This is a genomic window from Caulobacter sp. 17J65-9 (genome assembly GCF_010975005.1).
Classification (GTDB): domain Bacteria; phylum Pseudomonadota; class Alphaproteobacteria; order Caulobacterales; family Caulobacteraceae; genus 17J80-11.
This window is the reverse complement of sequence record NZ_JAAIVC010000012.1, coordinates 17042-43057: the sequence shown is the minus strand read 5'-3', so window position 1 is coordinate 43057 and position 26016 is coordinate 17042. Positions and strand designations below refer to the sequence as shown.

Annotated in this window: 26 protein-coding genes; 18 read left to right on the top strand and 8 right to left on the bottom strand. The window is 70.5% G+C overall.

Features of this window, described 5'->3' with window-relative positions; translation table 11 throughout:
* The first annotated feature begins 36 nt into the window (after positions 1 to 36).
* Positions 37 to 537, top strand: coding sequence for a hypothetical protein (locus G3573_RS03940; RefSeq protein ID WP_163259547.1), 501 nt, complete (start codon positions 37 to 39; stop codon positions 535 to 537).
* A 12-nt stretch (positions 538 to 549) separates the two neighbouring features.
* Here G3573_RS03940 and G3573_RS03935 read toward each other — a convergent pair whose 3' ends face one another.
* A complete protein-coding gene (locus G3573_RS03935; protein WP_163259546.1) occupies positions 550 to 729 on the bottom strand; it encodes a hypothetical protein in 180 nt (59 codons plus the stop codon).
* Positions 730 to 1016: 287 nt separating this feature from the next.
* On the opposite strand from G3573_RS03935, the gene G3573_RS03930 reads away from it, so the two are divergent.
* From G3573_RS03930 to G3573_RS03900, 7 genes are all read left to right on the top strand, one after another.
* Positions 1017 to 1640, top strand: coding sequence for a LysE family translocator (locus G3573_RS03930; protein ID WP_163259545.1), 624 nt, complete (start codon positions 1017 to 1019; stop codon positions 1638 to 1640).
* A 196-nt stretch (positions 1641 to 1836) separates the two neighbouring features.
* Positions 1837 to 2943 carry a hypothetical protein gene (locus tag G3573_RS03925; protein WP_163259544.1) on the top strand — a complete coding sequence of 369 codons (1107 nt, stop codon included), beginning with the start codon at positions 1837 to 1839 and terminating at the stop codon, positions 2941 to 2943.
* 109 nt (positions 2944 to 3052) lie between these two features.
* Entirely contained in the window at positions 3053 to 3517 is a 465-nt protein-coding gene (locus tag G3573_RS03920) for a hypothetical protein (protein WP_163259543.1), read from the top strand.
* Positions 3518 to 3832: 315 nt separating this feature from the next.
* Complete coding sequence (locus tag G3573_RS03915) at positions 3833 to 4042, top strand: cold-shock protein (protein ID WP_163259542.1); 210 nt, start codon at positions 3833 to 3835, stop codon at positions 4040 to 4042.
* Positions 4042 to 4311 (top strand): translation initiation factor IF-1, encoded by a 270-nt coding sequence (gene infA, locus G3573_RS03910; RefSeq protein WP_163259541.1) that lies wholly within the window; start codon positions 4042 to 4044, stop codon positions 4309 to 4311. Before G3573_RS03915 ends, infA begins: the two co-directional genes overlap by 1 nt.
* A gap of 133 nt (positions 4312 to 4444) precedes the next feature.
* A complete protein-coding gene (locus G3573_RS03905; protein ID WP_163259540.1) occupies positions 4445 to 4594 on the top strand; it encodes a hypothetical protein in 150 nt (49 codons plus the stop codon).
* A 113-nt stretch (positions 4595 to 4707) separates the two neighbouring features.
* Positions 4708 to 4932: a hypothetical protein gene (locus G3573_RS03900; RefSeq protein WP_163259539.1), complete on the top strand. Its 225-nt coding sequence runs from the start codon at positions 4708 to 4710 to the stop codon at positions 4930 to 4932.
* Here the strand turns inward: G3573_RS03900 and G3573_RS03895 are convergent.
* Positions 4878 to 5897 carry an AraC family transcriptional regulator gene (locus G3573_RS03895; RefSeq protein ID WP_163259538.1) on the bottom strand — a complete coding sequence of 340 codons (1020 nt, stop codon included), beginning with the start codon at positions 5895 to 5897 and terminating at the stop codon, positions 4878 to 4880. The two genes, G3573_RS03900 and G3573_RS03895, sit on opposite strands and share 55 nt — an antisense overlap.
* A gap of 694 nt (positions 5898 to 6591) precedes the next feature.
* Here G3573_RS03895 and G3573_RS03890 point away from each other — a divergent pair.
* Complete coding sequence (locus tag G3573_RS03890) at positions 6592 to 13035, top strand: autotransporter-associated beta strand repeat-containing protein (protein WP_163259537.1); 6444 nt, start codon at positions 6592 to 6594, stop codon at positions 13033 to 13035.
* Positions 13036 to 13113: 78 nt separating this feature from the next.
* On the opposite strand, the gene G3573_RS22395 is transcribed toward G3573_RS03890, so the two are convergent.
* The gene (locus G3573_RS22395; protein ID WP_276208667.1) at positions 13114 to 13236 is read right to left on the bottom strand and encodes a hypothetical protein; all 123 of its coding nucleotides are present in this window, start codon (positions 13234 to 13236) and stop codon (positions 13114 to 13116) included.
* 170 nt (positions 13237 to 13406) lie between these two features.
* On the opposite strand from G3573_RS22395, the gene G3573_RS03885 reads away from it, so the two are divergent.
* Both G3573_RS03885 and G3573_RS03880 read left to right on the top strand, forming a co-directional pair.
* Positions 13407 to 14915 (top strand): arylsulfatase, encoded by a 1509-nt coding sequence (locus G3573_RS03885; RefSeq protein WP_205598057.1) that lies wholly within the window; start codon positions 13407 to 13409, stop codon positions 14913 to 14915.
* A 62-nt stretch (positions 14916 to 14977) separates the two neighbouring features.
* Entirely contained in the window at positions 14978 to 15367 is a 390-nt protein-coding gene (locus G3573_RS03880) for a hypothetical protein (RefSeq protein ID WP_163259536.1), read from the top strand.
* A 15-nt stretch (positions 15368 to 15382) separates the two neighbouring features.
* On the opposite strand, the gene G3573_RS22390 is transcribed toward G3573_RS03880, so the two are convergent.
* On the bottom strand, positions 15383 to 15517 hold the full coding sequence (locus G3573_RS22390) for a hypothetical protein (protein WP_276208666.1): 135 nt from the start codon (positions 15515 to 15517) through the stop codon (positions 15383 to 15385).
* A gap of 136 nt (positions 15518 to 15653) precedes the next feature.
* Here G3573_RS22390 and G3573_RS03875 point away from each other — a divergent pair, with 136 nt between their 5' ends.
* Positions 15654 to 17117 (top strand): arylsulfatase, encoded by a 1464-nt coding sequence (locus G3573_RS03875; protein ID WP_163259535.1) that lies wholly within the window; start codon positions 15654 to 15656, stop codon positions 17115 to 17117.
* A 227-nt stretch (positions 17118 to 17344) separates the two neighbouring features.
* Positions 17345 to 18184, top strand: a complete 840-nt coding sequence (locus G3573_RS03870) for a sel1 repeat family protein (RefSeq protein WP_163259534.1) — start codon at positions 17345 to 17347, stop codon at positions 18182 to 18184.
* A 4-nt stretch (positions 18185 to 18188) separates the two neighbouring features.
* On the opposite strand, the gene G3573_RS03865 is transcribed toward G3573_RS03870, so the two are convergent.
* Positions 18189 to 19190 (bottom strand): transporter, encoded by a 1002-nt coding sequence (locus tag G3573_RS03865; protein WP_163259533.1) that lies wholly within the window; start codon positions 19188 to 19190, stop codon positions 18189 to 18191.
* Positions 19191 to 19696: 506 nt separating this feature from the next.
* On the opposite strand from G3573_RS03865, the gene G3573_RS03860 reads away from it, so the two are divergent.
* The 5 genes from G3573_RS03860 to G3573_RS03840 all read left to right on the top strand — a co-directional run bounded on the left by G3573_RS03860 (position 19697) and on the right by G3573_RS03840 (position 24274).
* Positions 19697 to 20914 (top strand): pilus assembly protein TadG-related protein, encoded by a 1218-nt coding sequence (locus G3573_RS03860; protein WP_163259532.1) that lies wholly within the window; start codon positions 19697 to 19699, stop codon positions 20912 to 20914.
* A 4-nt stretch (positions 20915 to 20918) separates the two neighbouring features.
* Positions 20919 to 21341 carry a TadE/TadG family type IV pilus assembly protein gene (locus G3573_RS03855; RefSeq protein WP_163259531.1) on the top strand — a complete coding sequence of 141 codons (423 nt, stop codon included), beginning with the start codon at positions 20919 to 20921 and terminating at the stop codon, positions 21339 to 21341.
* Positions 21331 to 21753, top strand: coding sequence for a TadE/TadG family type IV pilus assembly protein (locus G3573_RS03850; protein WP_163259530.1), 423 nt, complete (start codon positions 21331 to 21333; stop codon positions 21751 to 21753). Before G3573_RS03855 ends, G3573_RS03850 begins: the two co-directional genes overlap by 11 nt.
* A 259-nt stretch (positions 21754 to 22012) precedes the next feature.
* Complete coding sequence (locus G3573_RS03845) at positions 22013 to 22429, top strand: hypothetical protein (RefSeq protein ID WP_163259529.1); 417 nt, start codon at positions 22013 to 22015, stop codon at positions 22427 to 22429.
* 285 nt (positions 22430 to 22714) lie between these two features.
* A complete protein-coding gene (locus G3573_RS03840; protein WP_163259528.1) occupies positions 22715 to 24274 on the top strand; it encodes a hypothetical protein in 1560 nt (519 codons plus the stop codon).
* A gap of 34 nt (positions 24275 to 24308) precedes the next feature.
* Here G3573_RS03840 and G3573_RS03835 read toward each other — a convergent pair whose 3' ends face one another.
* The 3 genes from G3573_RS03835 to G3573_RS03825 all read right to left on the bottom strand — a co-directional run bounded on the left by G3573_RS03835 (position 24309) and on the right by G3573_RS03825 (position 26015).
* Positions 24309 to 24698, bottom strand: coding sequence for an OsmC family protein (locus tag G3573_RS03835; protein WP_163259527.1), 390 nt, complete (start codon positions 24696 to 24698; stop codon positions 24309 to 24311).
* A 145-nt stretch (positions 24699 to 24843) separates the two neighbouring features.
* Positions 24844 to 25374, bottom strand: coding sequence for a DUF4136 domain-containing protein (locus G3573_RS03830; RefSeq protein WP_163259526.1), 531 nt, complete (start codon positions 25372 to 25374; stop codon positions 24844 to 24846).
* 110 nt (positions 25375 to 25484) lie between these two features.
* A complete protein-coding gene (locus G3573_RS03825; RefSeq protein ID WP_163259525.1) occupies positions 25485 to 26015 on the bottom strand; it encodes a DUF4136 domain-containing protein in 531 nt (176 codons plus the stop codon).
* Between the last annotated feature and the right edge of the window lies 1 nt (position 26016).

The window sequence follows — 26016 nt, the reverse complement described above, 5'->3', positions numbered from 1 at the left end:
AAGCCGGGGTCTGACAGCGCGGTTGGGGGAAACATCATGCGCCTGGCGATCATCGCGTGCACGGCTCTGGCCTGCCTGGCCACGGCCGCGTGCGACGCCGAGAAGCCCGCCGCCGGCAAGCCTGCCGCTGCGGCGCCGGCGCCGGTGATCGGGCCTGAGCAGACGGGCGGACGGGATCTGGGCCTGACCCGGCTGGTCGCCCACTGGGGCGCGCCGGTCGACGTCTTCGGCAAGCCCTCGCAACTCCTTTCCCTGGACGCGACCGTCGTCAACGCGACCGCCACGCCGATCGACAAGCCGGAGCTCGACTGTCTCGTCGGGGAAGGGGACCGCGTCGTCGGCGTGATCGTCCCGATCTCCGGGATGGTGCCGGCGCATGGGAGCCTGGAGGTCCAGGGGGTGCGCACGGGTTTCCTGGGCCACGGGCGGCCCCAGGTCGTCTGCGGCGTGCTGCGCGCGCGCGATCCGGACGAGGCGGTGAAGACCCCGCGCAAGACGCCGGTCGCCGGCGCGATCGTGGCCGAAGTCGCGCCCTGAGGCGCGGCGTCCTCAGCGCGTTGTCTTGCCCAGCCGCGGCGGCGGCGGGGTCAGGCCGGTGACGGCGGCGATCCTGGCGGAGTGGGCGATCCATTCGTCGGGATTTCGCCAGTCGGGCAGGTCCCAGGTTCCCGGGCATGCGCGCAGCGGCGCGGTCGTCTCGAAGCAGTCGGTCCCAACGCCGCCTTTCACGGCGGCTCCCCCCGACGGGGTAAGGGCTATCGCATATGGATCGTCATCCCGGCCGCAGCGGAGCGAAGCGCAGCGGAGAGCCGGGACCCAGCCAGCGCAACGCTCGTTGCAGGGCGGGTTTCGCGGCGTTCAGGTCGAGCTTGCTGGGTCCCGGATCAGCGCTGACGCGCTGTCCGGGATGACGGGTGTTCTAAATGCGATGGCCCTCCCCAGCGGGGGGAGATCTTGATCGCACTCGCCTTGCCGACGCCCGATTGCGGCGGTAGCGCTGGGGGACGGAGGCGCTCATGACCGTCGTTCAGGCCTTGCTGGCCTTTGTCGCCGCGGCGACGCTGCTGACCATCACGCCCGGCGTGGACACCGCCATGGTGCTGCGCTCGGCGGCGGGCGGCGGGGCGCGGCCGGCGGCGTTCGCGGCGCTGGGAATCTCGATCGGCTGCCTGGTCTGGGGGACGCTGGTCTCGCTGGGCCTGGGCGCGCTGCTGGCGGCCTCGGGCGTGATCTATACGATCGTGAAGTGGGTCGGCGCGGCCTACCTGGTGTGGCTGGGCGTGAAGCTGCTGTGGAAGCCGCGCGAGGGGTTCGACCCGGCGCTGGGCGCCGCCGGCGGGGCAAGCCCGTGGCGGTCGCTGCGCCAGGGCTTCCTGACCAACATCCTCAATCCGAAGATCGGGGTGTTCTACATCACCTTCCTGCCCCAGTTCGTGCCGGCCGGCGCGGACGTGGCGGCGTTTTCGATGCTGCTGGCCGTCGTGCACGTGCTGATCGGGCTTCTCTGGTTCGCCGTGCTGATCGCCGCCACCGCGCCGGTGGGGCGTCTGCTGCGCCGGCCGCAGGTGACCAGGGCGCTGGACCGGGTGGTCGGCGGGGTGTTCCTGGCCTTCGGGGCGCGGCTAGCTCTTTCGAGGTAAGGGCGCGCGCCGCCGCGGTCGTAGGGGGTCCACCGGACCGGTTTTCATGCCTTTCCCGGATATCGGCGGGCGGGGGTTTCGCTAGGTTTCGGGCGCGCCAGGCGGCTTTCTGCGGCCTCCTGAGGGACGCCGCGCGGCCTGATTGCGACCTGACTGCGAACTGACCCCGAAATTTCCCAACAGGGAGATGCCTCAGATGAGCATCGGCGAATCCGTGAACGACACCGGCTCCGACACGCGTGACGACGAGGGGACCGTGGCCCGGCTGATGGCCGGCGACGCCCTGCGCAACCGGCGTGTCCGCCGCCTCCTGCTGGCCCGCCTGCTCCGCGAGGGCGACGAGGAGACCGGCATGGACGAGGGCGAAAGCTTCGACGACCAGGGCGAGGAGGGCGACGACGATCGCCGCATCGTCAAGCTGCTGGTCGCCGGCGGCTTGCTGCGCCGGCGCCGCCGCCGCCGCATGCTGCTGGCTCACCTGATCCGTGAACACGGCGAGGGCGGCGAGGACATCGACACGGAAGGCGAAAGCTTCGACGAGACCGGCGACGGCGACGACGACCGCCGCTTCGTGCGGATGCTGGTGGCGGGCGGCCTGCTGCGCCGCGGGCGCCGCCGCAAGATGCTGATCGCCCACCTGATGCGCGCTGAGCGCGGCGAGACGGGCGAAGAGGGCGAGAGCTTCGGCGAGGACGAGGGGGCGGACGACGACCGCCGCATCGTCAAGCTGCTGGTCGCCGGCGGCCTGCTGCGCCGCCGCCGTCGCCGCCGCATGCTGCTGGCCCACCTGATGCGCGAGCACCGCGAGGAGACGGGCGAGGAGGGCGAGGGCTTTGGCGAGGGCTTCGGCCAGGACGAGGGAGCGGACGAGGATCGCCGCATCGTCCGGCTGCTGGTGGCTGGCGGGCTGCTGCGCCGGCGTCGGCGTCGCCGCATGCTGCTAGCGCATCTGATGCGCGAGCGCCGCGCCGAGACGGGCGAGGAAGGCGAGGGTTTTGGCGAGAGCTTCGGCCAGGACGAGGGGGCGGACGAGGATCGCCGCATCGTCAGGCTGCTGGTCGCCGGCGGCCTGCTGCGCCGCCGTCGCCGCCGTCGCATGCTGCTGGCCCACCTGATCCGCGAGCAGCGCGAGGAGGAGGGCGGCTTCGGCGGCTTTGACGAAGAGGGCGCCGGCGACGACGACCGGCAACTGCTGCGGGCGCTGGCCGCGGGCGAGGCGGTGCGCCGTCGGCGTCGGCGCCGCGGCGTCGCGGCCGGCGCGATGTTCGGCGGCGAGTCCTTCGGCGGCGAGGCGCTGCACTAGGCTTTGAGGCGAAGGGGCGGCCGCCTCAATGGGGCGGCCGCCCGACCGTCGACGTAGTCGGGCGCGGGGCGGACCGCTACGCTTCGGCGATTCCGGGGGGAGAGCTTCAATGATCGACAGGGTTTCATGGAGCGTGCGCGCCTTGCGCGGGTGTGCGTTCGCGGCGGTCGTCCTGCTGCCGGTCGCAAGCTTCGCTCAGCCGGCGCCGCCGACCGCGCCGACCGTGCCGGCCGACTACAACGCCGAGCTCTGCATGCGCATCAACGCGCCAGGCGTGCTGGCCCAGGTCGGCAAGGCGGACAAGGCGGCGGCCCTGCTGCTGAAGGTCTGCGGAGGCGCGGTCGAGCGCGCCTCGCGGCTGGAGTTCAACACCGCCCTGCTGGCCGAGACGGGGGAGGGCGCGCTCAGCGTCGATCCGGTCAGCGGCGAGCTGCGGCTGACCGACGGCGCGGGACCTGACGCCGAGCTGCGCCTGGCCGACCTGCGCGGCCGCGCGCCGGCGCAAATGCAGCCCTCCGCCCGCCTGCAGGCCTTCGCGCTGCAGGCGGTGAAGGACAGCAAACGGGGCCGGTGAGGCGGCGCGCGCGCCGGATTTTCCGCGGCCTTGGGAAAAGATTTTCGGCCGCTTCGGGAAGAATAATTGAGCGGCCATCAAATCGACGGCGACGGTTGATCTGTCGGTCTTCTGGTCGCGGGCGGGGATTTTTTTGCGCGCGGCGCTGGACTTCTGGAGCCTTAGGGCGCATTTACGCGTCCGTCGAGCTATCTGTCGCCTGCACGCGCCTTCTGCCGTTCGCGACGCGCTCGGTCTCCAGGACGTCTCCGCTCAGACTTGACGCTGTCCGCCGCGCTCTTGCGGCGGGCGCACTGAATTCTAAGGAGGCCGCCAATGGCGACCGGTGTTGTGAAATGGTTCAACGCGACCAAGGGCTACGGCTTCATCCAGCCGGATGACGGCGGCAAGGACGTGTTCGTGCACGTGAGCGCTGTCGAGAATTCGACCCTGGGCCGCATCGACGAAGGCCAGAAGCTCTCCTACGAGCTGGAGCGTGACCGTCGCAGCGGCAAGGAATCCGCCGTCAACCTGCAAGCGGCTTAATGGCCAAGGAAGAGTTCATCGAGTTCGAGGGGGAGGTCGTCGAACTTCTCCCCGAGGGACGCTTCCGCGTTAAGCTCGATAATGAACACGTCATCCTGGCCTACACGGCCGGTCGGATGAAGCGAAACCGGATCCGCTCGCTCGTGGGCGATCGGGTCACCGTCGAGATGACGCCTTACGATCTCGACAAGGGCCGCATCACCTTCCGCCACAAGACCGAGGGCGCGCCCAGGCCGCCCGGAGCGCCGCGGCACTTCCGCCGGCGCTGACGACAGACGCGGGGCGGGCCCGAAAGGCCCGCCCCGTTTCTTTTGGGCTTCCGGCCGCGCAACCTCGGATCGGCCCGGGCGTTCTCAACAGATGCCCAGAGTCCTGACTTTTTGTCCCCGTACCGATGAACCCGTGTCGACCTGCCTGCGCATGCACCAGGCGGAGCTGACGGCCCTGACCGAAACCCGGTTTTTCCGCTGCACCGGATGCGGCGAAGTGCACGAATGGGTCGGCGCGACCGCCTGGCTCGAACGCGCGCCGATCGAGCGCCTGATCGCCTAACTCCCGCAACGACTTACGTTATTCGACGAGCGTCTCACCGGCTGAGACGCCCGGGCATTCGGCCGACCCCGCGCGCTTGCTAGCCAACGGCCAGCAAGTGGTGGGGCTTGGTTGTGATCGCGTTGGAGTACGAAGTGGACGTGCTGGTCCGCGGGTTCGTGTCGGCCTATGGCCGTTGCGCGCCGCAGGCGGCCGTCGCCGTGTGGCTTGAGCAGACCGCGCCGGCGGCGCGCGCCGTGATGGAGGCGGTGGCGCTGAGGCTGCAGCGCCTGCCCGGGGGGCTTCACTGGCCGCGCAGCCAGTCCATGACCACGTCGTGGCGGACCTTGAGGGCCTGACCCTCGGGCGTGCCCAGCTCTCCAGGGGAAATGCCGTAGCGGTCGCGGAAGGCGCGGCTGAAGTGCGACTCGCTGGCGAAGCCGCAGTCGAAGCCGACGTCGGCGACGGTCGGGCTGGTCCCCGTGCGCAGCCGCAGGATCGCGTAGGCGCGCGCCAGGCGCCGGCGCTGGATGCCGACCGCCACCCCGCCTGAGGACTCGAACGCCCGGTAGAGCGTGGCGCGCGAGACGCCGAGCGTCGCGGCGATCAGGTCGGCGTTGAGATCGCGGTCCAGCAGGCGCTGGTCGACCACCTCGATGGCCATGCGCCGCACCGTCCGATAGGCGGCCTGCGCCTCGTCCGGCGACATGGCCTGGGCCGCGCCGATCGAGCGGCGGGCCAGCACCAGGGCGGCGTCGATCGCCGCCAGGCCGTCGGCCAGGTCGAGCTCGTCGGCCACCTCGGCGGTGGCGCGCAGGTGGGCGGCCAGCATGCGCCCGGCCGGGGTCGTGGCCTCGATGGCGTGGCCGTGCATGGCCCCGGCCAGCAGCCAGTCCGGCGCGACCTCGCGGGGGATGACGGTCAGGATGGCGTCGACATGCTCGACCCGGGAGTTCGAGGGACGCGAGAGGTCGCGGAAATGGATCGCGCCCCGGCCGGCGCGCAGGTCGCGCCCGTCGACGTCGCCCACCACCGCGCCGCCGTTGAGCAAGATGCTGACCCCGTCGAAGCCCGAGCGGCGCAGCTCGTGGGCCGAGCGCGTCATGGTCTGGCCGACCGAGGCGCCGATGCCGAACACCGTCGAGCCGAACTGGTAGGAGCGGGCCTTGTTGAAGAAGTCGCCCGCGCCGCCGCCAAGGTCCGAGACCGCGTACAGGTCGGCGAGGCTCTCGCGATAGGCGTCGATCGCCTCGGGGTCGTTCGCCGAGGAGATGCTCCAGGCCAACCGGGGCGGCCGCTCCACAAGCTTGTTAGGCGAACTCATGCAGCGGCGTTTCACTCTGGGACATGATCAGTAGAGCCTGCGTCGCGCCGCTTGTCGATGCGGCGAGCCGGGAAGGGGAATTACCGAAAAGCCCGTCGTCTCAGAGGTGAGATCGTGGGGCATTCGGGCCCGTCAGGCGCGGTGTTAATCGTGGTGTTCTTAGGCGGCGTGTCGCTTTCCCGCTGCTGTTCAATTGCTTGGTCGTTGGTCTTCTTGCAGCGCGTCGAGCCCCGCAACTTGCGGGCGTGACGTGGCGCAGGTTGTCGTCTAAGGGGTGTGCTTACGCGCCGGTACGCAAGTTGCTGCGTACGGGGCGCGTCGGGGGTTTTTCGTCTTCTGTCGATTTCAGACCCGTCCGGGCCGTCGGTCCGGGCGCAATCGCGCGTGGTCGAAAGCATTCGAGAAATCGAGATTTCGTATTCGTCCTCCACGCGAAGATTAACTCTGTTCCGTGGCGGGTCAGGCGATCGCCTATACAAAATTGTATAGATCCGTTCGTCATTTCATGACTCTGGCTTGACCTTTGAATTAATTGGTCGTTAAGCGTGCGGCGGGGGAGCGGACTCGCTCTGAACGACGCATGACCTTCACCGGCGCCTGAACGGGCGCGGGCGATCACGCGTCCGCAGACGAGCCCGAGCCGTGATCGCGCTGCAAACCCGTCGGGATCGGGGCGGCGCCGGGGGGCTAAAAGATGTCGAAGGTGAAGTCGGTCGGCGCGGCGCGCGCTGTCGTGTCGAAGCGGTCGGGTCTGCTGAACCGGATGCTGCTGACCGGCGCCTCGGTGGCGGTGCTGGCCGCCGCGGGCGCCGCGCACGCCCAGAGCCTGAGCACCACCTACGTCGGCGGCAACAACCAGGCCGGCAACCTGTTCGACATCCAGGCCAGCACCGACCTGCTGCTGACCGGGATCGACCAGAGCTTCATCACCTGGACCCCCGGCTCGACCTATTACGTCTACATCCGCCAGGGCGGGCTGACCGGCGATCTCTCCGAGTTCACCCTGCTGGGCAGCGTCTCCGATCTCACGGTGAACCCGGTGGGTACGCCGACCCACATCCCGCTGACCCTGAACTACGGGCTGTACGCCGGTCAGCGTTACGGGTTGTACCTGACCACCGACGTCGGTAGCGCCGCCGCGGTGTCCTACACCAACGGCTCGGCCGTGGGCGATATCGCCGCCCAGAACGACGAGCTGACGATCTACCAGGGGTACGGCGCCGCGTATCCGATGGCCGCCTTCTACTCTCCGCGGATCTGGAACGGCACGCTGTCCTACGCGCCGGCGGTGATGTGCGTCGACTCGACCGAGGGCGACGACACGTGCGCGATCGACGCCTCCACCACGGTGTTCGGCACGGGCGACGCGCTGGGCGGGACCGACACCGTTCAGTTGGCCGGGGCGACCGACTTCAGCTTCAACGCCGACACGCTGGGCGTGAACCTGCTGAACTTCGAGCAGGTGCAGAAGACCGGGACCTCGACCGTGACCATGACCGGCACGGCCGAAATGCCGGTCTTCGTCGACGAGGGCGTGCTGAAGGTGGCCGGCACGGTCACCAGCAACGACGCCAACAGCGCGGTCATCGTCACCGGCGACGGCGCGCAGGTCGAGGTGCTGGCCGGCGGCACGGTCGACGGCGGCGCGAACTTCAGCGGCGTGTACGTCCAGGCGGCCGACGCCGCCGTGACCAACGCCGGCACGGTCCGGGGCTATTTCGGCGCCTACTTCGACGCCGACGGCGCGGTGACCAACCAGGCCGGGGGCCTGATCGAGTCGCGGAGCAACGCCGTGTATTTCGGCGGATCGGGCGAGGTGACCAACGCCGGGACGATCCGCAACACCGGCGCCGGCGGCAACTATCCGACCATCTACTTCGGCTCCGGCGGCACGGTGACCAACCAGACCGGCGGCCTGATCGACGGCGGCCCGAGCTCCGACGCGATCTACGTCTCGGGCGGCGCCGGCGCGGTGACCAACGACGGCCAGATCCTCAGCCACGGCACCGGCGTGTTCATGTCCGGCGCGGGCTCGGTGACGAACCAGTCGCACGGCCTGATCTCGAGCGACATGAACGCCGTGGTGTTCGGCGGCGCCGCCACGGTGACCAACGACGGCTCGATCAACAGCACCTACGGCGTCGGGGTGTTCCTGAACGCCGGCGGCACGGTCGACAACCACGCGTCGGCGGGCATCTCCGGCGCGACCGGCATCGAGGTCGCCGGCGGCAGTTTGACCCTGACCAACGCCGGCACGGTCACCGGGACCGGCGGCACGGCGGTGAAGGTCAACGGCGGCTCGATCACCAACCAGTCGGGCGGCGTGATCCAGGGCGCCAACTCTGTCTTCAACAACGGCGCGGGCGCCCTGACGATCGACAACGCCGGGGTGCTGAACGGCCAGGTGGCGACGGCCGGAACCGGCGTGCTGACCCTGACCAACCAGGCGACCGGCCAGATCTACGGCGCCTATTCGGCGGTGGATTCCCAGGGCGGGCGCATCGACGTCGACAACGCCGGCCTGATCCAGGGCGGCAGCTGGGGCGTGGTCGGCCGCAACGCCGGCGACGCGGTCGACAACACCGGCACGATCCGCGCGGGCTCCGACGGGGTGACCCTGGCGGCCGGCGGCGAGCTGACCAACAGCGGCGTGATCACGGGCGGCTATCGCGCCGCCGTGGTGACCAACGGCTCGGTCGACAACGAGGCCGGCGGCTACATCGTCGGCGGCAGCTACGGCGTCGACCTGTACGGCGCCTCGAGCCTCGAGAACGCCGGCACCATCGCGGCCGGCTCGTACAGCGGCGGCGTGGTGACGCTGGGCGGCTACGACGCCGTGCGCATGGCGGGCGGCACGCTGACCAACCAGGCCGGCGGCGCGATCAAGAGCGGCGCCTACGCCGGCGTGTATTCGTGGACCGGCGCGGTCTCGATCACCAACGCCGGGGCGATCTCCTCGAACACCGGCAACGGCCTCTACCTGCGCGGCTCGAGCTTCGAGATCGACAACCAGGCCGGCGGCACGATCTCCGGCGGGAACGGGCTGAACCTCGGCGCCGCCGTGGCCGACGTCGACAACGCCGGTTCGATCACCAGCTCGAACGGCAACGCGATCTGGGTCGCCAGCGGCGGCGGCCTCGACCTCGACAACAGCGGCTCGCTGACCAGCCTCAACAACAACTACACCGTCATCTACGTGAACGGCGGCGGCTCGGTGACCAACCGGGCCGGCGGGGCGATCACCGGCGGCTACGACGGCCTCATCTTCGGCGGGGCGGCCACGGTCACCAACGCCGGCTCGATCACCGGCGCGCGTCGGATCGGCACGTTCCTGAACGGCGGCGGCAACGTCGACAACCAGCAAGGCGGCGTGATCTCTGCCTACCTGGGGGTCTATATCCAGAACGGCGCCGGCACGGTCACCAACGCCGGCACGATCACCGCCTCCGGCGACGGCAACGGCGTGACCTTCTCGAGCTCGAACGGCACGCTGACCAACTACGCGACCGGGGTGATCCAGACCGACGGCCACGTCGCGGGCAGCTTCGGCGTGTACGGGACCAACGCCCTGTCGGTGGACAACGCCGGCGAGATCGGCGGCGACTCCGGCGTGGTGTTCGCGGGGAGCGGGTCCAACAGCCTGATCAACCGCGCCGGCGGCGTGATCGACGGCGAGCGCTACGGCGTGACCGGCCAGGGCGGCTCCGAGCGGGTCGAGAACGCCGGCGAGATCCACGGCAGCGTCGCGGCGCTCGACCTGGGCGGCGGAAACGACACCCTGGTGATGATCACCGGCGGCACGCTGGGCGGCTACGCCCTGGGCGGCGCCGGAACGGACGCCCTGATCCTGGACGGCGCGGGCGCGGGCTCGTTGGACGTCAGCCTGCTGGGCGGCTGGGAGAGCCAGACCAAGATCGGGAACGGCGGCTGGACCCTGACGGGCCATGACGTGATGGGTCTGGGCTGGTCGATCGAGGCGGGCACGCTGCGCGCCGCCGGCGGCCACGCGATCGCGGATACGGCCGGGGTCCGCGTGGCCGAGGGCGCGACCTTCGCGGTGGACGCCGACGAGACCATGGGCGCGCTGAGAGGCGCGGGCACGGTGGACCTGGGCGGCTCGACCCTGACGGTCGGCGCCGACGGCGGCGACAGCGTCTTCGACGGCGTGATCGTCGACGGCGGCCTGATCTACGCGGGCAGCTGGCGCGTGTCGGACGGGCCGTCCTGGGGCGACAACCCGGCGGTCTACAGCGGTCAGGAGGCGGCGGCCCTGCTGTTCGGCGGGGAGGCTGGCGACTATTCGATCTCGACCGTCTCGAACGATCCGAACCAGATCAACTACAGCGCCTGGATGGACGGCTGGGGCGACGGCCAATACCTGGAGACGCCCGCCCCGCAGGACCTGCACGTGGACGTCGACGGCGACGGCTACGCCAACCCGGGCGGCGCGGGCACGGCCTATTCGGCCTACGTCAGCGACCACGGGGCCCGCCAGGTCAACTACGCCTTCCGCGAGGAGAGCGGCTCGCTTGTCAAGACCGGCGCGGGCGTGCTGACCCTGAACGGGGCCAACACCTTCTCCGGCTCGGCCTATGTCCAGCAGGGCACCCTGCGGATCGGGGCCGACGAGCGGCTGTCCGACCAGGTGACGCTGTGGGTGGAGAGCGGGGCGACCTTCGACCTGCAGGGCTATGACGAGACGGTCAAGGAAGCGCGCCTGAAGGGCACGCTCGCCGGGACCGGCACCCTGACGGCGGGCGAGTACCAGCTGAACGGCGCGGTCATCGACGCCAACCTGGGCGAGGGCGTGATCTACACCGTCGGCGGCGTGTCGGTGCTGAACGGCACGGCCGGGGCCGGCGAGGTCCACGTGGCGGCCGGGACGCTGGAACTGGGCGACGACGAGCGGCTGAACGACGAAGCGCGGGTCGCGGTCATGTCCGAGGCGGTGCTGGACCTGGGCGGCTTCGACGAGACGGTCGAGCGGCTGCAGCTGAACGGCGCCCTGGCCGGGACCGGCACGCTGACCGCCGAGGAGTACTGGCTGCTGGGCGGCGTGGTCGACGCCAACCTGGGCGAGGGCGTGCTGCTGCAGTTCGAGGGCGACAGCCTGCTGAACGGCCTGGCCGGCGCGGACCTGACCGAGCTGGTCGGCGGCAGCTTGACGCTGGGCGCCTCCGAGCGCTTCGACGACGCCGCCCTGGTGCAGGTCGACGAGGACGCGACCTGGGCGCTGGACGGCTGGGACGAGACCATCGACCAGCTGTGGGGCGAGGGCGTCGTGGACCTGGGCGAGGGCGGCGGCCTGACCCTGGGCTGGGACGACGGAAGCTCGACCTTCGCCGGCGCCTTCACCGGCGCGGGCACGGTCACCAAGACCGGCGACGGCGTCTTCACCCTGGTGGGTCAGCACGACTTCGACGGCGCGCTGGTGGTCGAGGGCGGCCAGGTGCGCATGGCCGCGGTGCTGGCCGGCGACCTGCACGTCAAGGGCGGCCTGCTGGCCGGCGTCGGCGAGATCGGCGGCGACCTGAAGATCACCGGCGGCACGGTCTCGCCGGGCGGCTCGATCGGCACGGCCCCGGCCCGTCCGGCCCCGGCCGCGGACCTCGGCGTGCTGTTCACCAACACCCTGACGGTGAGCGGCGGCACGCTGAACTTCGGCTTCGCCGGCGCGGACCTGAACTACGGCAGCGACCACATCGTCGCCGACGGCGCGATCCGCCTGTCGGGCGGCGTGATGGACCTGCACCCGGTGTCGGCGCTGAGCCAGTACGGCTTCAACCAGCAGTACCTGCTGATCGAAGGCGCCAGCCTGACCGGCCAGTTCGCCAACCTGAACGGCGACTTCACCGCCAACGCCTACGAAGGCCAGCTGTACCAGCGCCTGCGCTACGACGTGGTGCCGGGCGGGGTGGTGCTGGAAGTCCGGCGGATGGTCGACTGGTCCGAGTTTGATCCGACCCTGCAGGGGCCGGTCGGCGAGGCGCTGGGCGGCACCCAGCTGGAGGGCTCCGACGAGTGGGCGGGCGTGCTCAACACCCTGCTGGACCTGACGCCGGAAGAGCGTCACGAGGCGCTCAAGGACATGAGCGGCGAAGGCGTGGCCAACGTCTCGGCCTCGACCCTGGCCTTCGGCGACCGGTTCCAGAGCGTCATGCAGAGCCGCATGGACGCCGGCGCCGGGGCCGGGGCGGGCGGCATGGGCGGCGGCACGGCCTTCGCGGCCCTGCCGTTCGGCCAGGGCGCGCGCTCCGACGTGATGGGCGGCATGCTGGGCGTGGCCGAGGCCGGGCTCGACAACCGTCCGGGCGGCTGGGCCGAGGCCTTCGTGGTCGACTCCACCCTGAAGGGCGACGCAGGCGCGGCCGAGGCCAACTCGCGCGGCGGCGGCTTCGCCACCGGCGCGGACTTCCAGACCGCGCCGTCCTGGCGGGTCGGCTTCGCGCTGGGCTTCAGCGACATGCAGGGCGACACGACCGACCGGTCGACCGCCAGCGAGGGCCGCTTCTGGCACGCCGGGGCCTACGCCTCTTACTCGGACGGCCCGTGGTACGGCGGCGCGGCCTTCAGCCGCCTGACCGGCGACATCGACGTCGACCGCCAGATCGGCCTGGGTCCGCTGACCCTGGACGTGGCCGGCAGCACCAGCGTCGAGGCGACCAACATCTCGATCAACGCCGGCCGTCGCTTCCAGCTGAGCGAGGCGACCGAGCTGCGCGTCGGCGTCAGCGGCACCGGCTCGAAGGTGAAGCAGGACGGCTACACCGAAACCGGCGCCGGCGGCCTGTCGCTGAACGTCGGCGAGGTCGACCGCCAGCTGTTCGTCGGCGAGATCGGCGCGCGCCTGACCCGCGACTTCGACCAGGGCCGCCTGAAGCCCTACGTCGGGGCCGGGGCGGCCTTCGCCGGCGGCGACCTGGAGAGCCTGGCCAATGTCGGCTTCACCGGCGCGCCGACCGGCACCGGGACCTTCGTGGTCGGGGGCGCCGAGCTGCCGTCGGAGTGGGCCCGCCTGGAGGCCGGCGTGGCCTTCAAGCCGCGCGAGAACGTGTGGGTGGCGGTCGGCTACGACGGCTCCCTGGCCGAGCGCCTGCAGGAGCACCGCGGGACGGTGAAGGTGTCGTTCAAGTGGTGACGGCGATCCGCGCCTGAGGGCACAGGTTTGAGAAGGCGAGGGGGCGGTCGAAAGGCCGCCCCCTTTGCTTTGCGGCGGTCAGCGCCGGCGCGCGATGTAGGTGAGCAGGGCGCCGGCCGCGAGGAACAGCACCAGCACGACCAGCGCGCCGATCAGGCCCATGGCGCCCATCTGGCCGCCCATCATTCCGTGCATGCCCATGCCGCGGCTCGTCCGATGAAATCGTCTTCGACTCAAACGCGCCGGCGGGCGGATCGTTTGTAGAAACCGCCGCCGCCCCCGCCGGGTTTGCCGTAATCGAATGAACGCGCCAGGGCGAACACCTCGACCGTGTCGGTCCGGCTTTTCGCCTAGCCTTGCAGGAGGCGACCGTGCGGAAAGCTTTACTTGGTTGTGCTGCGGCGCTGGCGATGGGCGCGGCCGGAGCGTTGGCCGCGCCGGTTCAGGCGCAAGCCCAGCGGCCGAACGTGGTGTTCATCCTGGCCGACAACGTCGGCTACGGCGACATGGGCCCCTACGGCGGCGGCGAGTTGCGCGGGGCGCCCACGCCCCGCACCGACCAGATGGCGCGCGAGGGGCTGCGGCTGACCCAGTTCCTGGTCGAGCCGGCCTGCACGCCCTCGCGCGCGGCGCTGATGACCGGGCAGTATTCGATCCGCAACGGCCTGTCGCTGATCATCGTCCCGGGCACGCCCAGCACGCTGTCGGGCAAGGCCTTCACCATGGGCGACATGTTCCACGCCGCCGGCTACGCCACGGCGATCTACGGCAAGTGGCACCTGGGGAGCGAGCCGCAGAGCCTGCCCACCGCGCACGGCTTCGACGAGTTCTACGGCATCCCGCCGGACACCTCCTGGGACTCGGCGACCTATGTGGACACCATCGCCCTGACCCGCTCGATCGAGGCGCCCTACCAGGACCTGCTGGCGAAGGGGCCGTACATCGTCGAGGCAGCCGCCGGCGGACCGCTGCGCAAGGTGAAGCCGTTCACCCCGGCGGTGCGCGCCGAGATCGACAACGAACTGACCGCGAAGTCGGTCGACTTCATCAAGCGCCAGCACGCGGCCGGCAAGCCGTTCTTCCTCTACCTGCCGTTCTCGATGGGCCACGTTCCCAACCTGCCCTCCAGGGAGTTCGCCGGCAAATCGCGCATCGGCAACTATGGCGACAAGCTGATGGAGGGCGACCACCATGTCGGCCAGGTTCTCGACGCGCTGCGGGAGCTCGGCATCGACAACGACACCCTCGTCGTCTTCGCTTCCGACAACGGCCCCTATGGCGAGGTCGCCTTCAACTTCGGCAACCAGGGGACGCCGGACATGGGCAACAGCGGCCCGTACCGGGGCGAACTGGGGGAAGCGAGCGAGGGGGCCGTGCGCACCTTCGCCTTCATCCGCTGGCCGGGCCACGTGGCGGCGAACACGACGTCCAACGCCATGTTCTCGATCATGGACTTCCTGCCGACGCTGGCCGGCATCGTGGGCGGCAAGATGCCGAACGACCGGCCGATCGACGGCGTCGACCAGAGCGACGTGCTGTTCGTGCGCAGCGCTACAGGCCGGCGTGAAGGCCTGCTGAGCTTCATCGGGCCGGACCTCGTCGCCGCGCGCTGGAAGCAGTGGCGGGTCTATTTCACCGACATCCATCCGACCGGTATCGGACCGCAGCGCGCGCCGGGCCTGGGCTCGGCCAGCGCCCCGATGGCCGGCTATCCGAAGCTGTTCAACATCGAGATGGACCCCCACGAGGACCGCAACGTCGGGGCGGTGTTCGGGTGGGGGGCCGAGGGCCCGCTGAAGGAGGTCGAGGCCTACGAAAAGTCGCTCAAGGGCCATCCCAACCCGCCGGCGCCGAACATCACCAACTTCCGCGGGGAGTGAGCGCCGCCGGTAGACTTGGCCCCCGTTCCGGCTACACACTTCCCGCGAGAACGGGGGTGACCATGACCTACAGGTGGAGCGGCTATCGCGTGTCCGGCTGGCTGTCGGTCCTGGCCATCGTCGGGCCGTTCGTCTGGTTCAGCTTCGGCGGCCCCTATCCGGATTTGCTGCTCGTTCCGGTGGTCGTGAGCGTACTCGTCGCGGCGATGGCGAGCCTCTACCACCGCTACTGGCCGTGCCCGCGATGCCAGAAGCCGTTCAACAGCTTCAACTTCAGCGGGATCTACCTGAGCTGCAGCGGCTGCGGTCTGAAGAAGTACGCGCGTGACGACGCCGATCCCCGGCGCGGGGCCGTGGCGATCGAGCTGCTCAAGACCGCCGCCTTCGTCGCCGGGATCGTCGCCCTGATCCGCCTGCTGCCTGAGGGAACGATCCAGACCCACGTCAGCTAGTCGCGGGCCGCCGCCTCAGCCCGCGCGCTCGCCGGTGGGGAACAGGGCGACGATGTTGATGCGGATGCCCCAGTCGGGCCCGTTGGGCGGCGTAGCCTGTTCCGGGGCGGGCCGGTCAGCGGGACGCCGGGCCGAGGGACGCTGTCCCACGGCCCAGCTTCGCAACCCCGCGTGGCGACCGCCGGTTTGGCGCCCGGTACCGGACCGAGGGCGGCAGCGTGTTCCCGACCGTCGACGTCCCGATCTCGGCGCTGGCTAAGGCCGAGGCGACCGTGAGGACAACGCCATGAAACTGTGCAAGCGCCTGCTCGCCTGTGGGACCGCCCTGGTCGGCGCGGCGGTGCTGTCCGCCCTGCCGGCGCCGGCGTCGGCGCAGCAGCAGAAGCCCAACGTGGTGTTCATCCTGGTCGACAACGTCGGCTGGGGCAATTTCGGCGTGTACGGCGGAACGGTGCCCACGCCGAACATCGACCGGCTGGCCCGCGAGGGCGTCCGTTTCAACAACTACAACGTCGAGGTTCAGTGCACGCCGTCGCGCTCGGCGATCCTGACCGGGCGCCATCCGGTCCGCTCGGGAACCTACAAGGTCCCGTTGCCCGGGGAGGGGAAGGGCGGGCTGGCTCCGTGGGAGTACACCATCGCCGAACTGCTGTCCGCCGACGGCTACAGTACCGCGTTGTTCGGCAAGTGGCACGTGGGCGACACGCAAGGGCGGCTGCCGAACGACCAGGGCTTCGACGAGTGGTGGGGGATTGAGAACAGCTGGGACGAGGCGGGCTACACCGCGTGGCCGCTGTTCAAGGAGACCGGCCAGCCGACGCCGATGATCTGGGAGGGCGTGAAGGGCCAGCCGTCCAGGCCGGTGATGCCGCTGGACCTGAAGGTGCGGCCGATCGTGGACGAGAAGTACATTATCCCGAAGACGGTCGAGTACATCAGGCGCGAGGCCGCGGCGAAGAAGCCCTTCTTCGTCTACGTGGGCTACTCCGAGGTGCACCCGCCGGTGATGGCCAACCCGAATTTCGCCGGCAAGTCCACCGAGCGCAGCGGGTTGTTCGCCGATGTCATCGCCGAGATGGACTACCGGGTCGGCCAGGTCATGGACGCCGTCAAGGCGGCGGGCGTCGAGGACAACACGATCTTTATCTTCAGCAGCGACAACGCGGGCGGAGGGGCGGTCCCGCAGGTCGGGCCGGGCTCGAACGGGCCGTTCCGCGGCAATTTCTTCAACACGCCGTTCGAGGGAAGCATGCGGGTGCCGGCCATCGTCCGCTGGCCCGGCAAGGTCCCGGCCGGCGTGGTCACGGAGCAGATGCTGGCCGCCGTGGACTGGCTGCCGACGGTGGCCGGAATGGTGGGAGCGCCTGGCCTCGTGCCCAGGGACCGCCCGATCGACGGCGTCGACGCGTCGGCGTTCATGCTGGGCAAGAGCGATAAGACCGGCCGCGACAGCTACATGTTCTTCGGCGCGGACGGCGAGCTGATGTCGATCAAGTGGAAGTTTTGGAAGACGGTCTTCCGCTACACGGCCGATAGCCCGGCCGTCGAGAGTCCCTACCTCCGGCCGGCGTTTCCCCTGATGTACAACCTGAGCAGCGATCCACACGAGGACAACAATTTATTCTATACCGATTTCACCACGGCTTGGGTTCTGGCTCCGAATTTGCAGATCATCGAAGGGTACGAGCATAGCGTAAAGCAATATCCGAACATCAAGGTCGGCGAGGACTTCACCGGGTATAATAAATAAGCGCCGGATCGCGCCGCGCCCAAACGGCCAGCTTCGCCGGTGGCGGCCGCCAGGGCGCGGGAGATCGCCAGCCAGGCTGACTTCATGTGCGTGCTCCGCTTGCGCGAGAAGCAACCGCAGCGGTCGAGGCATGCGCCGGTCGCGCCTGCGACGATCCGTTCGGCCCGGGCGTCTGGACCGCCCCTGGACCGCCGCTATCCTCGCCGCGATTCCGGGAGGGGACCCCCATGAAGTCGATCGTTATGGCGCTCGCCCTGGCGCTGGCCGCGGGCGCGTCCGCGCAATTCTCGCCTGTTCAGGCCGCGCCGACGCAGGCCGAACCGAGCCAGGCCGCCATGGATAAGGCGAACGGGCTGCTGGCGCAGGCGCAAGCGCTGCAGGAGAAGGGCGACCTGGCCGGGGCGCTGAAGCTGGTCGGCGAGGCGGCCCTGGCCGTCGACAACCCCGATCTGATGCACAAGCTGGGGCACCTGTACCAGACGGCCGACGCCCAGAAGGCGGTCCCCGACCACGTCGCCCTGTCGCTGCGCTGGTTCAAGCTGGCGGCCGACCGCAAGCAGGCGGATTCGCTGGCCCACTACGGCCAGGCCCTGGTCGACGGCGCGGGCGTGAAGCGCGACCACGCCGAGGGCGTGCGCATGCTGCTGGACGCGCGCGAGGGCGGCTATCACGGCGCCTATGCGGCGCTGGAGAAGATCGCCGAGACCCAGAAGCTGGCGGTGGAGTGCGCGGTCGCCATGGCCGCGCGCAAGGGCTACGAGCCGGCCAAGCAGCAAGAGCTGGTCATGGGCCGGGCCACCGAGTGGCGCCTGGTGCGGTCGGGGGCCGGCGACAAGCGCCGTGGCGACACCCTGAGCATCTACGGCGCGCGCGACCGCGGCATGTCCGAGTCGTCCGCCTATGCCGAGCTGCACCTGTCGACGGGCGGCTTCACCCGCATGGAGACGGTGGTGATCCCGGTCGGCTCGGACCGCGAGTTCCGCTACGACCAGCCCGCCGACTACGTCGACGCCAGCGCTCAGGGCGAGCGCGACGCCGCCGAGATCCTGAGCGCCTGCAAGCGCTGAGGCGTCAGCTGCCGGCGGCCGCCTTGGGCCTCGGGCCGGTCAGCGGCACGCTCAGGGTCAGGAAGCCGGCCCAGCCCTCCAGCCGGTGCTCGGCGGCGAACTCCCAGTAGGCGCGCGCGTTCAGCGCCGCCTGGCGGCCATTGACGCTGAACAGGTAGCCGACCTCGGGGCCGACGGCGGCGACGCTGGACTTGAACGCACCGACCCGGTCGCCCGAGCCGCTGTCGTTGGACAGCTGCTGGTACCAGTAGCCGGCCAGGCCGACATAGACCTGCTCGTTCAGGAACTGCGAGGCCGCCCAGTCGAGGTGGAAGTCGACGCCGCTCTTGTAGTCCGTCTGCGGGTTCTCGAAGTTGTAGGTCAGCCCGGCCGTGGCCGAGAACTCCCGCCCCGACTTGGGGTCGAGGAAGGTGTAGGCCCCGCCGCCGTCGACGGCCGCGTGGCCGATGCCGATGTTGGCCAGCCGGTCGGGATCGTAGGCGCCGACCGGAAGGTCGCCGGTCAGGTAGGCCAGCCAGTTGTTGGTCCCCTTGTTCCAGGCCACCGACGCCAACGGATATAGGTCGCCGAACCCCCAGACGGAGTCGTCGCGCCGCCCGGTCCGCACGTCGCCGTTCGGGCGCGCGATGCGGATGTCGCCTGAAACGCTGTTCCAGCCGTAGGCGCCGGAGATGGACAGGGCCAGCTGGCCGCCGCCCAGCACCTTGCCCTCGGGCGCGTAGAGGGCGGTGACGAACTGGCCGACGAAGTCGCCGTCGACGTCGGCGACGATCGAGCCGCCGATCGGGAAGCTCCGCTCGTGGCTGGCGTCGCCGCTGTAAACGTAGGTGTTCCCCCCCAGGTAGAAGCCGGGCGGCGGCGGCGGCGCGGCCAGGCTGGCGTACTGGCCGGGCAGCCAGAAACTGACCCCGCCTTCGTCGGCGTGGGCGGGGGCGGCGAGGGCGGCTGTGGTGAGGGCCGCGGCCAGCAGGGCGGCGTGCAGGACATGGGTCCGTTTCGTGTGCATGTGCTCCGCCCACTCTGTGTTGAGCCTGTGCGGAGCAACATTCGTTGGACGGGGGTGTTCCGGACGCCTCTTCCCCTCTCCCGGTCGGGAGAGGGAGGGGCCCGCGCGCCGCAAGGCGCGTGGGAGGGTGAGGGGGACGGGAGGGCGCAGGGCTCGGCGCCAAGGCCGCTCGGGTCCGTAATCCCTCATCCTCCCACGCTGCTTCGCAGCGCGGGGCCCTCCTTCTCCCTCCGGGAGAAGGGCGAGGAACGCCGCTGGTTCAGCCCGGTTGACCCGGCGCGGCCAAGGCCGCGTCAGTGCTACTCGTTCGCTTGGAGGACGGAGGGCTTCGTTCGGCGGAGCGCGGGGCGAAGCCCTCCGGACAAGCCGGCGCGCGTGGCTAACGGGTGTTCACCAAACGGTTTGCGCAGAACATGGATAATGCGAATTAAGCCTTTGCTTTCGCACTCAGTTTAACACGCGGGCGTAGCCTCGACGGAGCAGGTGATTCTCTCCGGGGGCGGGCGATGCGGGACTTCCTTCGACGGTTCAGGTCCGAGGGCGGCAACGTCGCCCTGTTGTTCGCGCTGACGCTGCCGCTGGTGGCCGGCGGGGCGGGTCTGGGGATCGAGACCACCTACTGGTACTTCAAGGATCTGGAGCTGCAGGCGGCGTCCGACGCGGCGGCCTATGCGGCGGCCATCGACAAGCGGGCCGGCGCCAGCGAGTCCGAGATCGCCGCCACCGCCCAGCGCGAGGCGGTGGCCAACGGCTTCACCATCGCCGGCGGCGAGGTGGTGGTGCACACGCCCCCGACCTCCGGCAAGTTTTCCGGCAGCGCCGACGCGGTGGAGGTGCAGCTGCGCTCGCCGGTGCAGCGGTTCTTCACCAAGATCTTCAGCCGCTCGCAGGTCGAGGCGCGGGCCCGCTCGGTGGCGGTGTTCCAGACCGCGTCCAGCGCCTGCGTGCTGGCCCTGGACCCGTCGGCCTCGGGCGCGGCCATGTTCTCCGGCAGCTCCAGCCTGACGCTGAACGGTTGCAGCGTCATGGCCAACTCGGTGGCCGCCGACGCGATCACCACCAAGGGCTCCAACTCGCTGCTGACCACCTGCCTGATCTCGGTGGGCGGGGCCAGCCTGACCGGCTCGAAGCTGACCATGACCGAGTGCGACGCGCCGGTGACCCAGGCGCCGACCGTGGCCGACCCCTACCGCAGCGTGCCCGAGCCGTCGGCGGCCGGCCCCTGCCAGAGCGACAGCGGGACCACCCGCCAGCCGGGGATCTACTGCAACGGCATGGACCTGAAGGGCAACGTCAAGCTGGATCCGGGCGTCTACGTCGTCACCGGCGGCAACTTCAAGATCAACTCGAACGCCAAGATCACCGGCGACGGCGTGACCATCTTCTTCAACGGCTCGACATCGCCGGCCATCAACGGCACCGCCACGGTGCAGCTGAGCGCGCCGACCTCCGGGGCTTATTCGGGGGTGCTGTTCATGGGCGACCGCGAGAGCACGGCCGGGCGGGCGACGTTCAACGGCACGGCCGACTCCAAGATGACCGGGGCGATCTACTTCCCCAACAACCTGGTCGAGTACCTGGGCGACTTCGAGGGCGAGAACGGCTGCACCCAGGTGGTGGCCAAGACCGTCGCCTGGAACGGCAACGCCACCTTCAACTCCGACTGCACCGACCATGGCATGCACACCCTGCCGGCCATGAAGCTCGTCAAACTCGCGGAATAGGCCGATGCGCGGATTGAACAAATTCCTCAAGGACTGCGGCGGCGCCTCGGCCGTGGAGTTCGCCCTGATCGTGCCGATCCTGTCGGGCGCGGCGGTGATGACCTACGACCTGTGGACCGGCTCGAAGGGCGTGCTGGCCATGCGCGCCGGCGTCGAGGCGGGCGCGCAGTACATCCGCGGCGGCGGGGCCAGCGACGCGACGGCCAAGACGATCGCGCTCGCTTCCTGGAAGGGCAAGCCGGCCGACGCGGCGGTGAACGTCTCTCGGTCGTGCAAGTGCGGGACCTCGGTCAACGTCTGCACCGGCCTGTGCGCCAGCACCCAGACCCCGCCGCAGGTGTTCGTCACCCTGAACGCCAGCGGCTCGGGCAGCGGGGTGTTCCTGAAGCAGTCGCTGAAAGACACGCAGGTGGTCCGTGTCCGCTGATCGCCAGAAAACCCGTCGCCCGCGGTTCGGGCGCGACGAGAGCGGGGCGACGGCGGTGGAGTTCGCCATCGTCGGCCCGATCTTCCTGATGCTGCTGTTCGTGCTGATCAACTTCGGCTGGGCCATGCACTGCGCGTCCAGCGTGCGCTACGCCACCGAGGAGTCCGCCCGGGCGCTGGCCATCGACGCCGACGTGACGCCGGCGGTGATCCGGGCCGACATCGTCAAGCGCCTGACCCAGATCGCCGACCCGGACGTGACGGTGACGGTGACCAAGGACCGCTCGACGCCGAAGCTGCAGGTGGCCGACGTGGTGACGTCGTACAAGCACCACATCGGCTCGCCGTGGATCCCGGCCTACACGGTCAACTTCAAGACCGAAGTCAGCATCGCGACGCCGCTGTTCGAGTGATCTCGGCTTCCCCCTTCGGGGGGAGCCGCCGCCCCCAGGCGGCGGCGGGGGGCTCCGGCGGGCGCGGCGGGCCGCGCAAGCGCACAGTACCCGTGGTTTCCGTCGCCTTGCGCCGGAGCCCCCCGAACCATCCGCGCGTGCGGCGAACGGTGGAAAGTCGTCGACATGGGCGGAAAGATTTCGGCGCCGCGCTCTCTGCGCGGGCCAGTCCTTTGCGGTATGGCGGGAGTATTCCTGTCGTTAAGCGCTTTGGACGGCGATGATCCCCACCATCTATCTCGGCCCGGCCGGGGACGCTCCCGAATTCGAAATCCTGGATGAGGATCTGTATCCGATCGTCGCAATGGTGATCGAGAGTAAGCCTGCGCTTTCCGACGACGAGATCAACAGCCTGTCGATGTTTCTTGCCCTCGACACCCTTCATTTGGACTCCGAGGCGGGGAACTTGGTTTCGCGCTTTGCGGACGTCTGCCAGCGCATTCTCGCCGAGGAGTTGGTCAAGTATCACCCTGGCACGCTGACTGCGTCGGATGAGTTCTGCTGGTACTTGAGACCGGGGTGCGTCGGCGAGGGGGGCGTCACGCCCGGCGTGAAAGACGCTGCGAAGCGCTTTCTCGATTTCCTGGCCGCCAACCAGGGAAACCAGTCGTTCGAGAGGCCTCGCGGCGAGCCCTGACTGGTGCGGAGGCGACCTCCGCATCGGGGGATGTGGGCGCCACCAAGCAGCGTCACCCTCGGGCTCGTCCCGAGGGCCCAGTCTTCCGGTGCGCGAACTGTTCCGAGGCTGGTGCGAGCTGAACGCTGGGCCCTCGGGCGAGCCCGAGGGTGACGGTTTTGAGCGGCGGAGCCGTCGCGCTCCGCTGGAGCCCCCCACGCCGCTTCGCGGCGGCTCCCCCCAACGGGGGGAGATCTGGGCGGGAGCGCTTGCTCTGCGGTCGCGGCGGGCGGAGACTGTCGCGGTATGCTTGAGATCCGTGACGAGCAGGACGTGCGGGGGTGGCTGGCGGCGCCCGACCACGGGCCGGCCATGTTTCATTCGCTGGACCTGCGGCCGTTCGCGCAGGGCTTCGCCCAGACCACGACGGCGGGCTGCGCCTTCCTGGACTGCGAGCTGGCGCCCGAGACCGCGGCGCAGGCGGTGGCGGAGGGGGCCTATGTGGTCTCCAAGGCGCCGGGCGTGCCGTTCCGCCAGTTTCCGAGCCGCTGGTACACGGTGGCGACCATCTATGACGGCTTCCAGCCGGGCCGGCCGGGCTCGTGGGCCGACAGCTACGACCATCGCTGCTTCCGCTGGTTCATGGAGGAGCAGGCGGTGCCCCGGCGGCTGAACGCGGCCGAAGCCGTGGCGGCCAAGCTGCACGACACCGCCATGGAGCACGCGGTCGGGCGCTATCTGAAGCTGTGCGGCAGGCGGGCGGTCGCCTTCATGGGCGGCCACGACGTCAGCCGGCGCGCGCCCAGCTATCGGGACGTGGCGGTGCTGGCGCGCGACCTGCACCGGCTGGGCTTCCTGGTGATCACCGGCGGCGGGCCGGGGCTGATGGAGGCGGCCAATCTGGGGGCGTTCCTGGCCCCGTTCGCGGACGGTGAGCTGGACGTCGCGCTTAAGGAGCTGGCCGGCGCTCCCGACTACAAGGAGGTCGACGCCTGGCTGGAGACGGCGTGCGCGGTGCGCGCGCGGCTGCTGGGGACCTGGGACGCGCCCTCGCATCCGGGCGGGCCGAGCCTGGGCATCCCGACCTGGCTGTACGGCCACGAGCCGCCCAACCTGTTCGCCAGCCACATCGCCAAGTTCTTCTACAATTCGCTGCGCGAGGACGGCCTGGTCAGCGTGTCCAGCGGCGGCATCATCTTCGCCGAGGGCAACGCCGGCACGGTGCAGGAGATCTTCCAGGACGCCACCCAGAACTACTATCGCGGGCGGCTGGCGCCGACGCCGATGGTGCTGCTGGGGCGCGACTACTGGCATCGTTCCGCGCATCCGGCCGATCCGAAGGCCAAGCCGCTGTATCCGCTGCTGAAGCGGCTGGCCGAGGAGAAGGGGTTCGAGCACGCGCTGCTGCTGACCGACGACCTGGAGGAGGCGCGCGAGTTCGTGGTGGCGGCGGCGCGGGCGGCGGAGGTGGAGCTGCGCCTGGCCGACGAGCGCATTCCGGAGCTCGGCCTGTCGGCCCGGCCGACCGAGGACGCCACCGAGCGGCGGGCGGCGCGGGCCTATGTCGAGGGATTGCTGCGGGCGGCCGAGCGCGACCGTTATCGGGTCGGCGCCGGCGAGGACGCGGTGGCGGACGGCTGCGTCTACGCCCTGTGGGAGATCGCCGCGCGGCTGGGGGCCGGACGGCCGCTGGCGCGCGAGGCGGGCCGCGAGCGGGCGGCGATCCTGGACTTCGTGGGGGCGGTGCTGGCGCGGTGCGAGGAGGAGCGGGCGGCGGGGAGCGGCGAGACGCCGGAGGCGGAGGGCCGGGTGGCGGTGCTGCAGGGGCTGTACAGCGCGCTGGAGGCGGGGGCGCACCGGCGGTGATGTTCTTTCCTTCTCCCTCAGGGGGAGAAGGAGCCTAAGCGGCGACCGTCGTCGTGATCGCCATCGACCGTTTCAGCGTCAGGGTCACCGGGGTGCGTTCGGCGATGTCGGCGAGGCGGGCGCGTTGGGCGTCGTCGAGGTCGCCTTCGAAGCGCAGGGTGCGCTCGATGCGCTCGACCTCGCCCTCGCGGGCGAAGCGGACGTCGACGTGGGCGGCGGTGAGCGGCCAGGCCTTGCGGCCGGCGTACATGCGCAGCGTGATGGCGGTGCAGGCGCTGAGCGCGGCGCACAGCAACTCGTAGGGGGCCGGGCCGGCGTCCTGGCCGCCGAGGTCGGGGCGCTCGTCGGCGGTCAGCCGGTGGTGGCCGGCCTTGAGGGCGACGGCGTAGTCGGTCGTGCCGATGTCGGCGTGGGCGCGGGCCATGGCGGGTGCTCCGGGACTGGGCCCGTGCTTTAGCGCGATGGGGCCCGTTATGTCGCGGCGGTCGCGCGACCCCTCATCCTCCCGCGCAGGCCTCCGCTGCGCTCCGGCGCGCGGGCTCCGTCCTTCTCCCGCAAGGGGAGAAGGATCATTGGGTCGAGCCCGGCGGGAACTTGGCCAGCACGCTCGTCACCGCCGCGTCGATCTCGGCCTGGGAGACCGGGCCGCTGAGGCGCTGGGTGGCGGTGCCTGACCAGACCGGGCGGCGCGTCTTGGCGTCGAACACGTCGATGGTCAGGGTGCCTTCGGTGATGGTGCGGACCTGGGTCTGGGACGGGCCCCAGGGGCCGCCGCCCCATTGCCCCCAGCCGGCGTAGTAGGGGCCGTAGTTCCAGGTCTCGATGCGGTCGCGCTTGCCCAGCGTGAAGCCGACGGCGAAGTCGGGGGTGTCACTGCGGGTGAAGCCGCGGGCCTGCAGGGTGCGGTTGATGGCGTCGCTGACCCGCTGCCAGGTCAGCGGCGGGGCGCCGGGCTGGGGCGTGTCGCTCGCCAGCGAGAAGGTGTGGAAGCTCGAGAAGTCGACGCTGCGGTCGTAGTCGGCGTGGATGCTGGGGCCGGTGGCGCAGGCGCCGAGGGTGAGGGCGGCGGCGAGGCCCAGTAGACGGCGGCGGTCGAGCATGGCGCGCGCTCCTCGAAACTGGCCGCAGGATCGCCCCGGAGCGGGCGCGCGTCGCTCCGGTCAAACCCTGAGGCGGGCGGCGGTCACGCCTTAGTCGCGTGCCTGGGAGGCTACTTCGGCGGCGGCGGGAACTTGTCGAGCACGGTCTTCACCGCGGCGTCGATCTCGGCCTGGTCGGGGACGGCGCTGATGCGCTGGGACAGGGCGCCGTGCCAGAGCGGCCGTTTGGTCTTGGCGTCGAACACGTCGATGGCCAGCGTGCCCTCGGTGTAGTCGATCACGTCGGGCGAGCCGCCGGACCAGTCGACCGGCCCCGGGCCGCCCCAGCCGCCGTACTGCTGGCCCAGGTCCCAGGTCTTGGTCTGCTGGCGACGGCCCAGCGTGAAGCCGATCGCGAAGTCGCCGGGCTGGGCTTGCGTGTAGCCGCGCGCCTTCAGGTCGCGGTCGATGGCGGCGTGCACCTGGTTCCAGGTCGGGACGACGGCGCCGGCCGGCGGCGTGGTCGTCACCCAGCTGTAGCTGTGCATGTCGACGAAGTCGGCGGTGGCGTCGAACTTCGTCTTCACGTCGGGGCCGGCGAAGGCGGCCAGCGCCAGGGCGGCGGCGAGGGCGAGCGGGCGGGCGAGCCGGCGGGCGCTCACG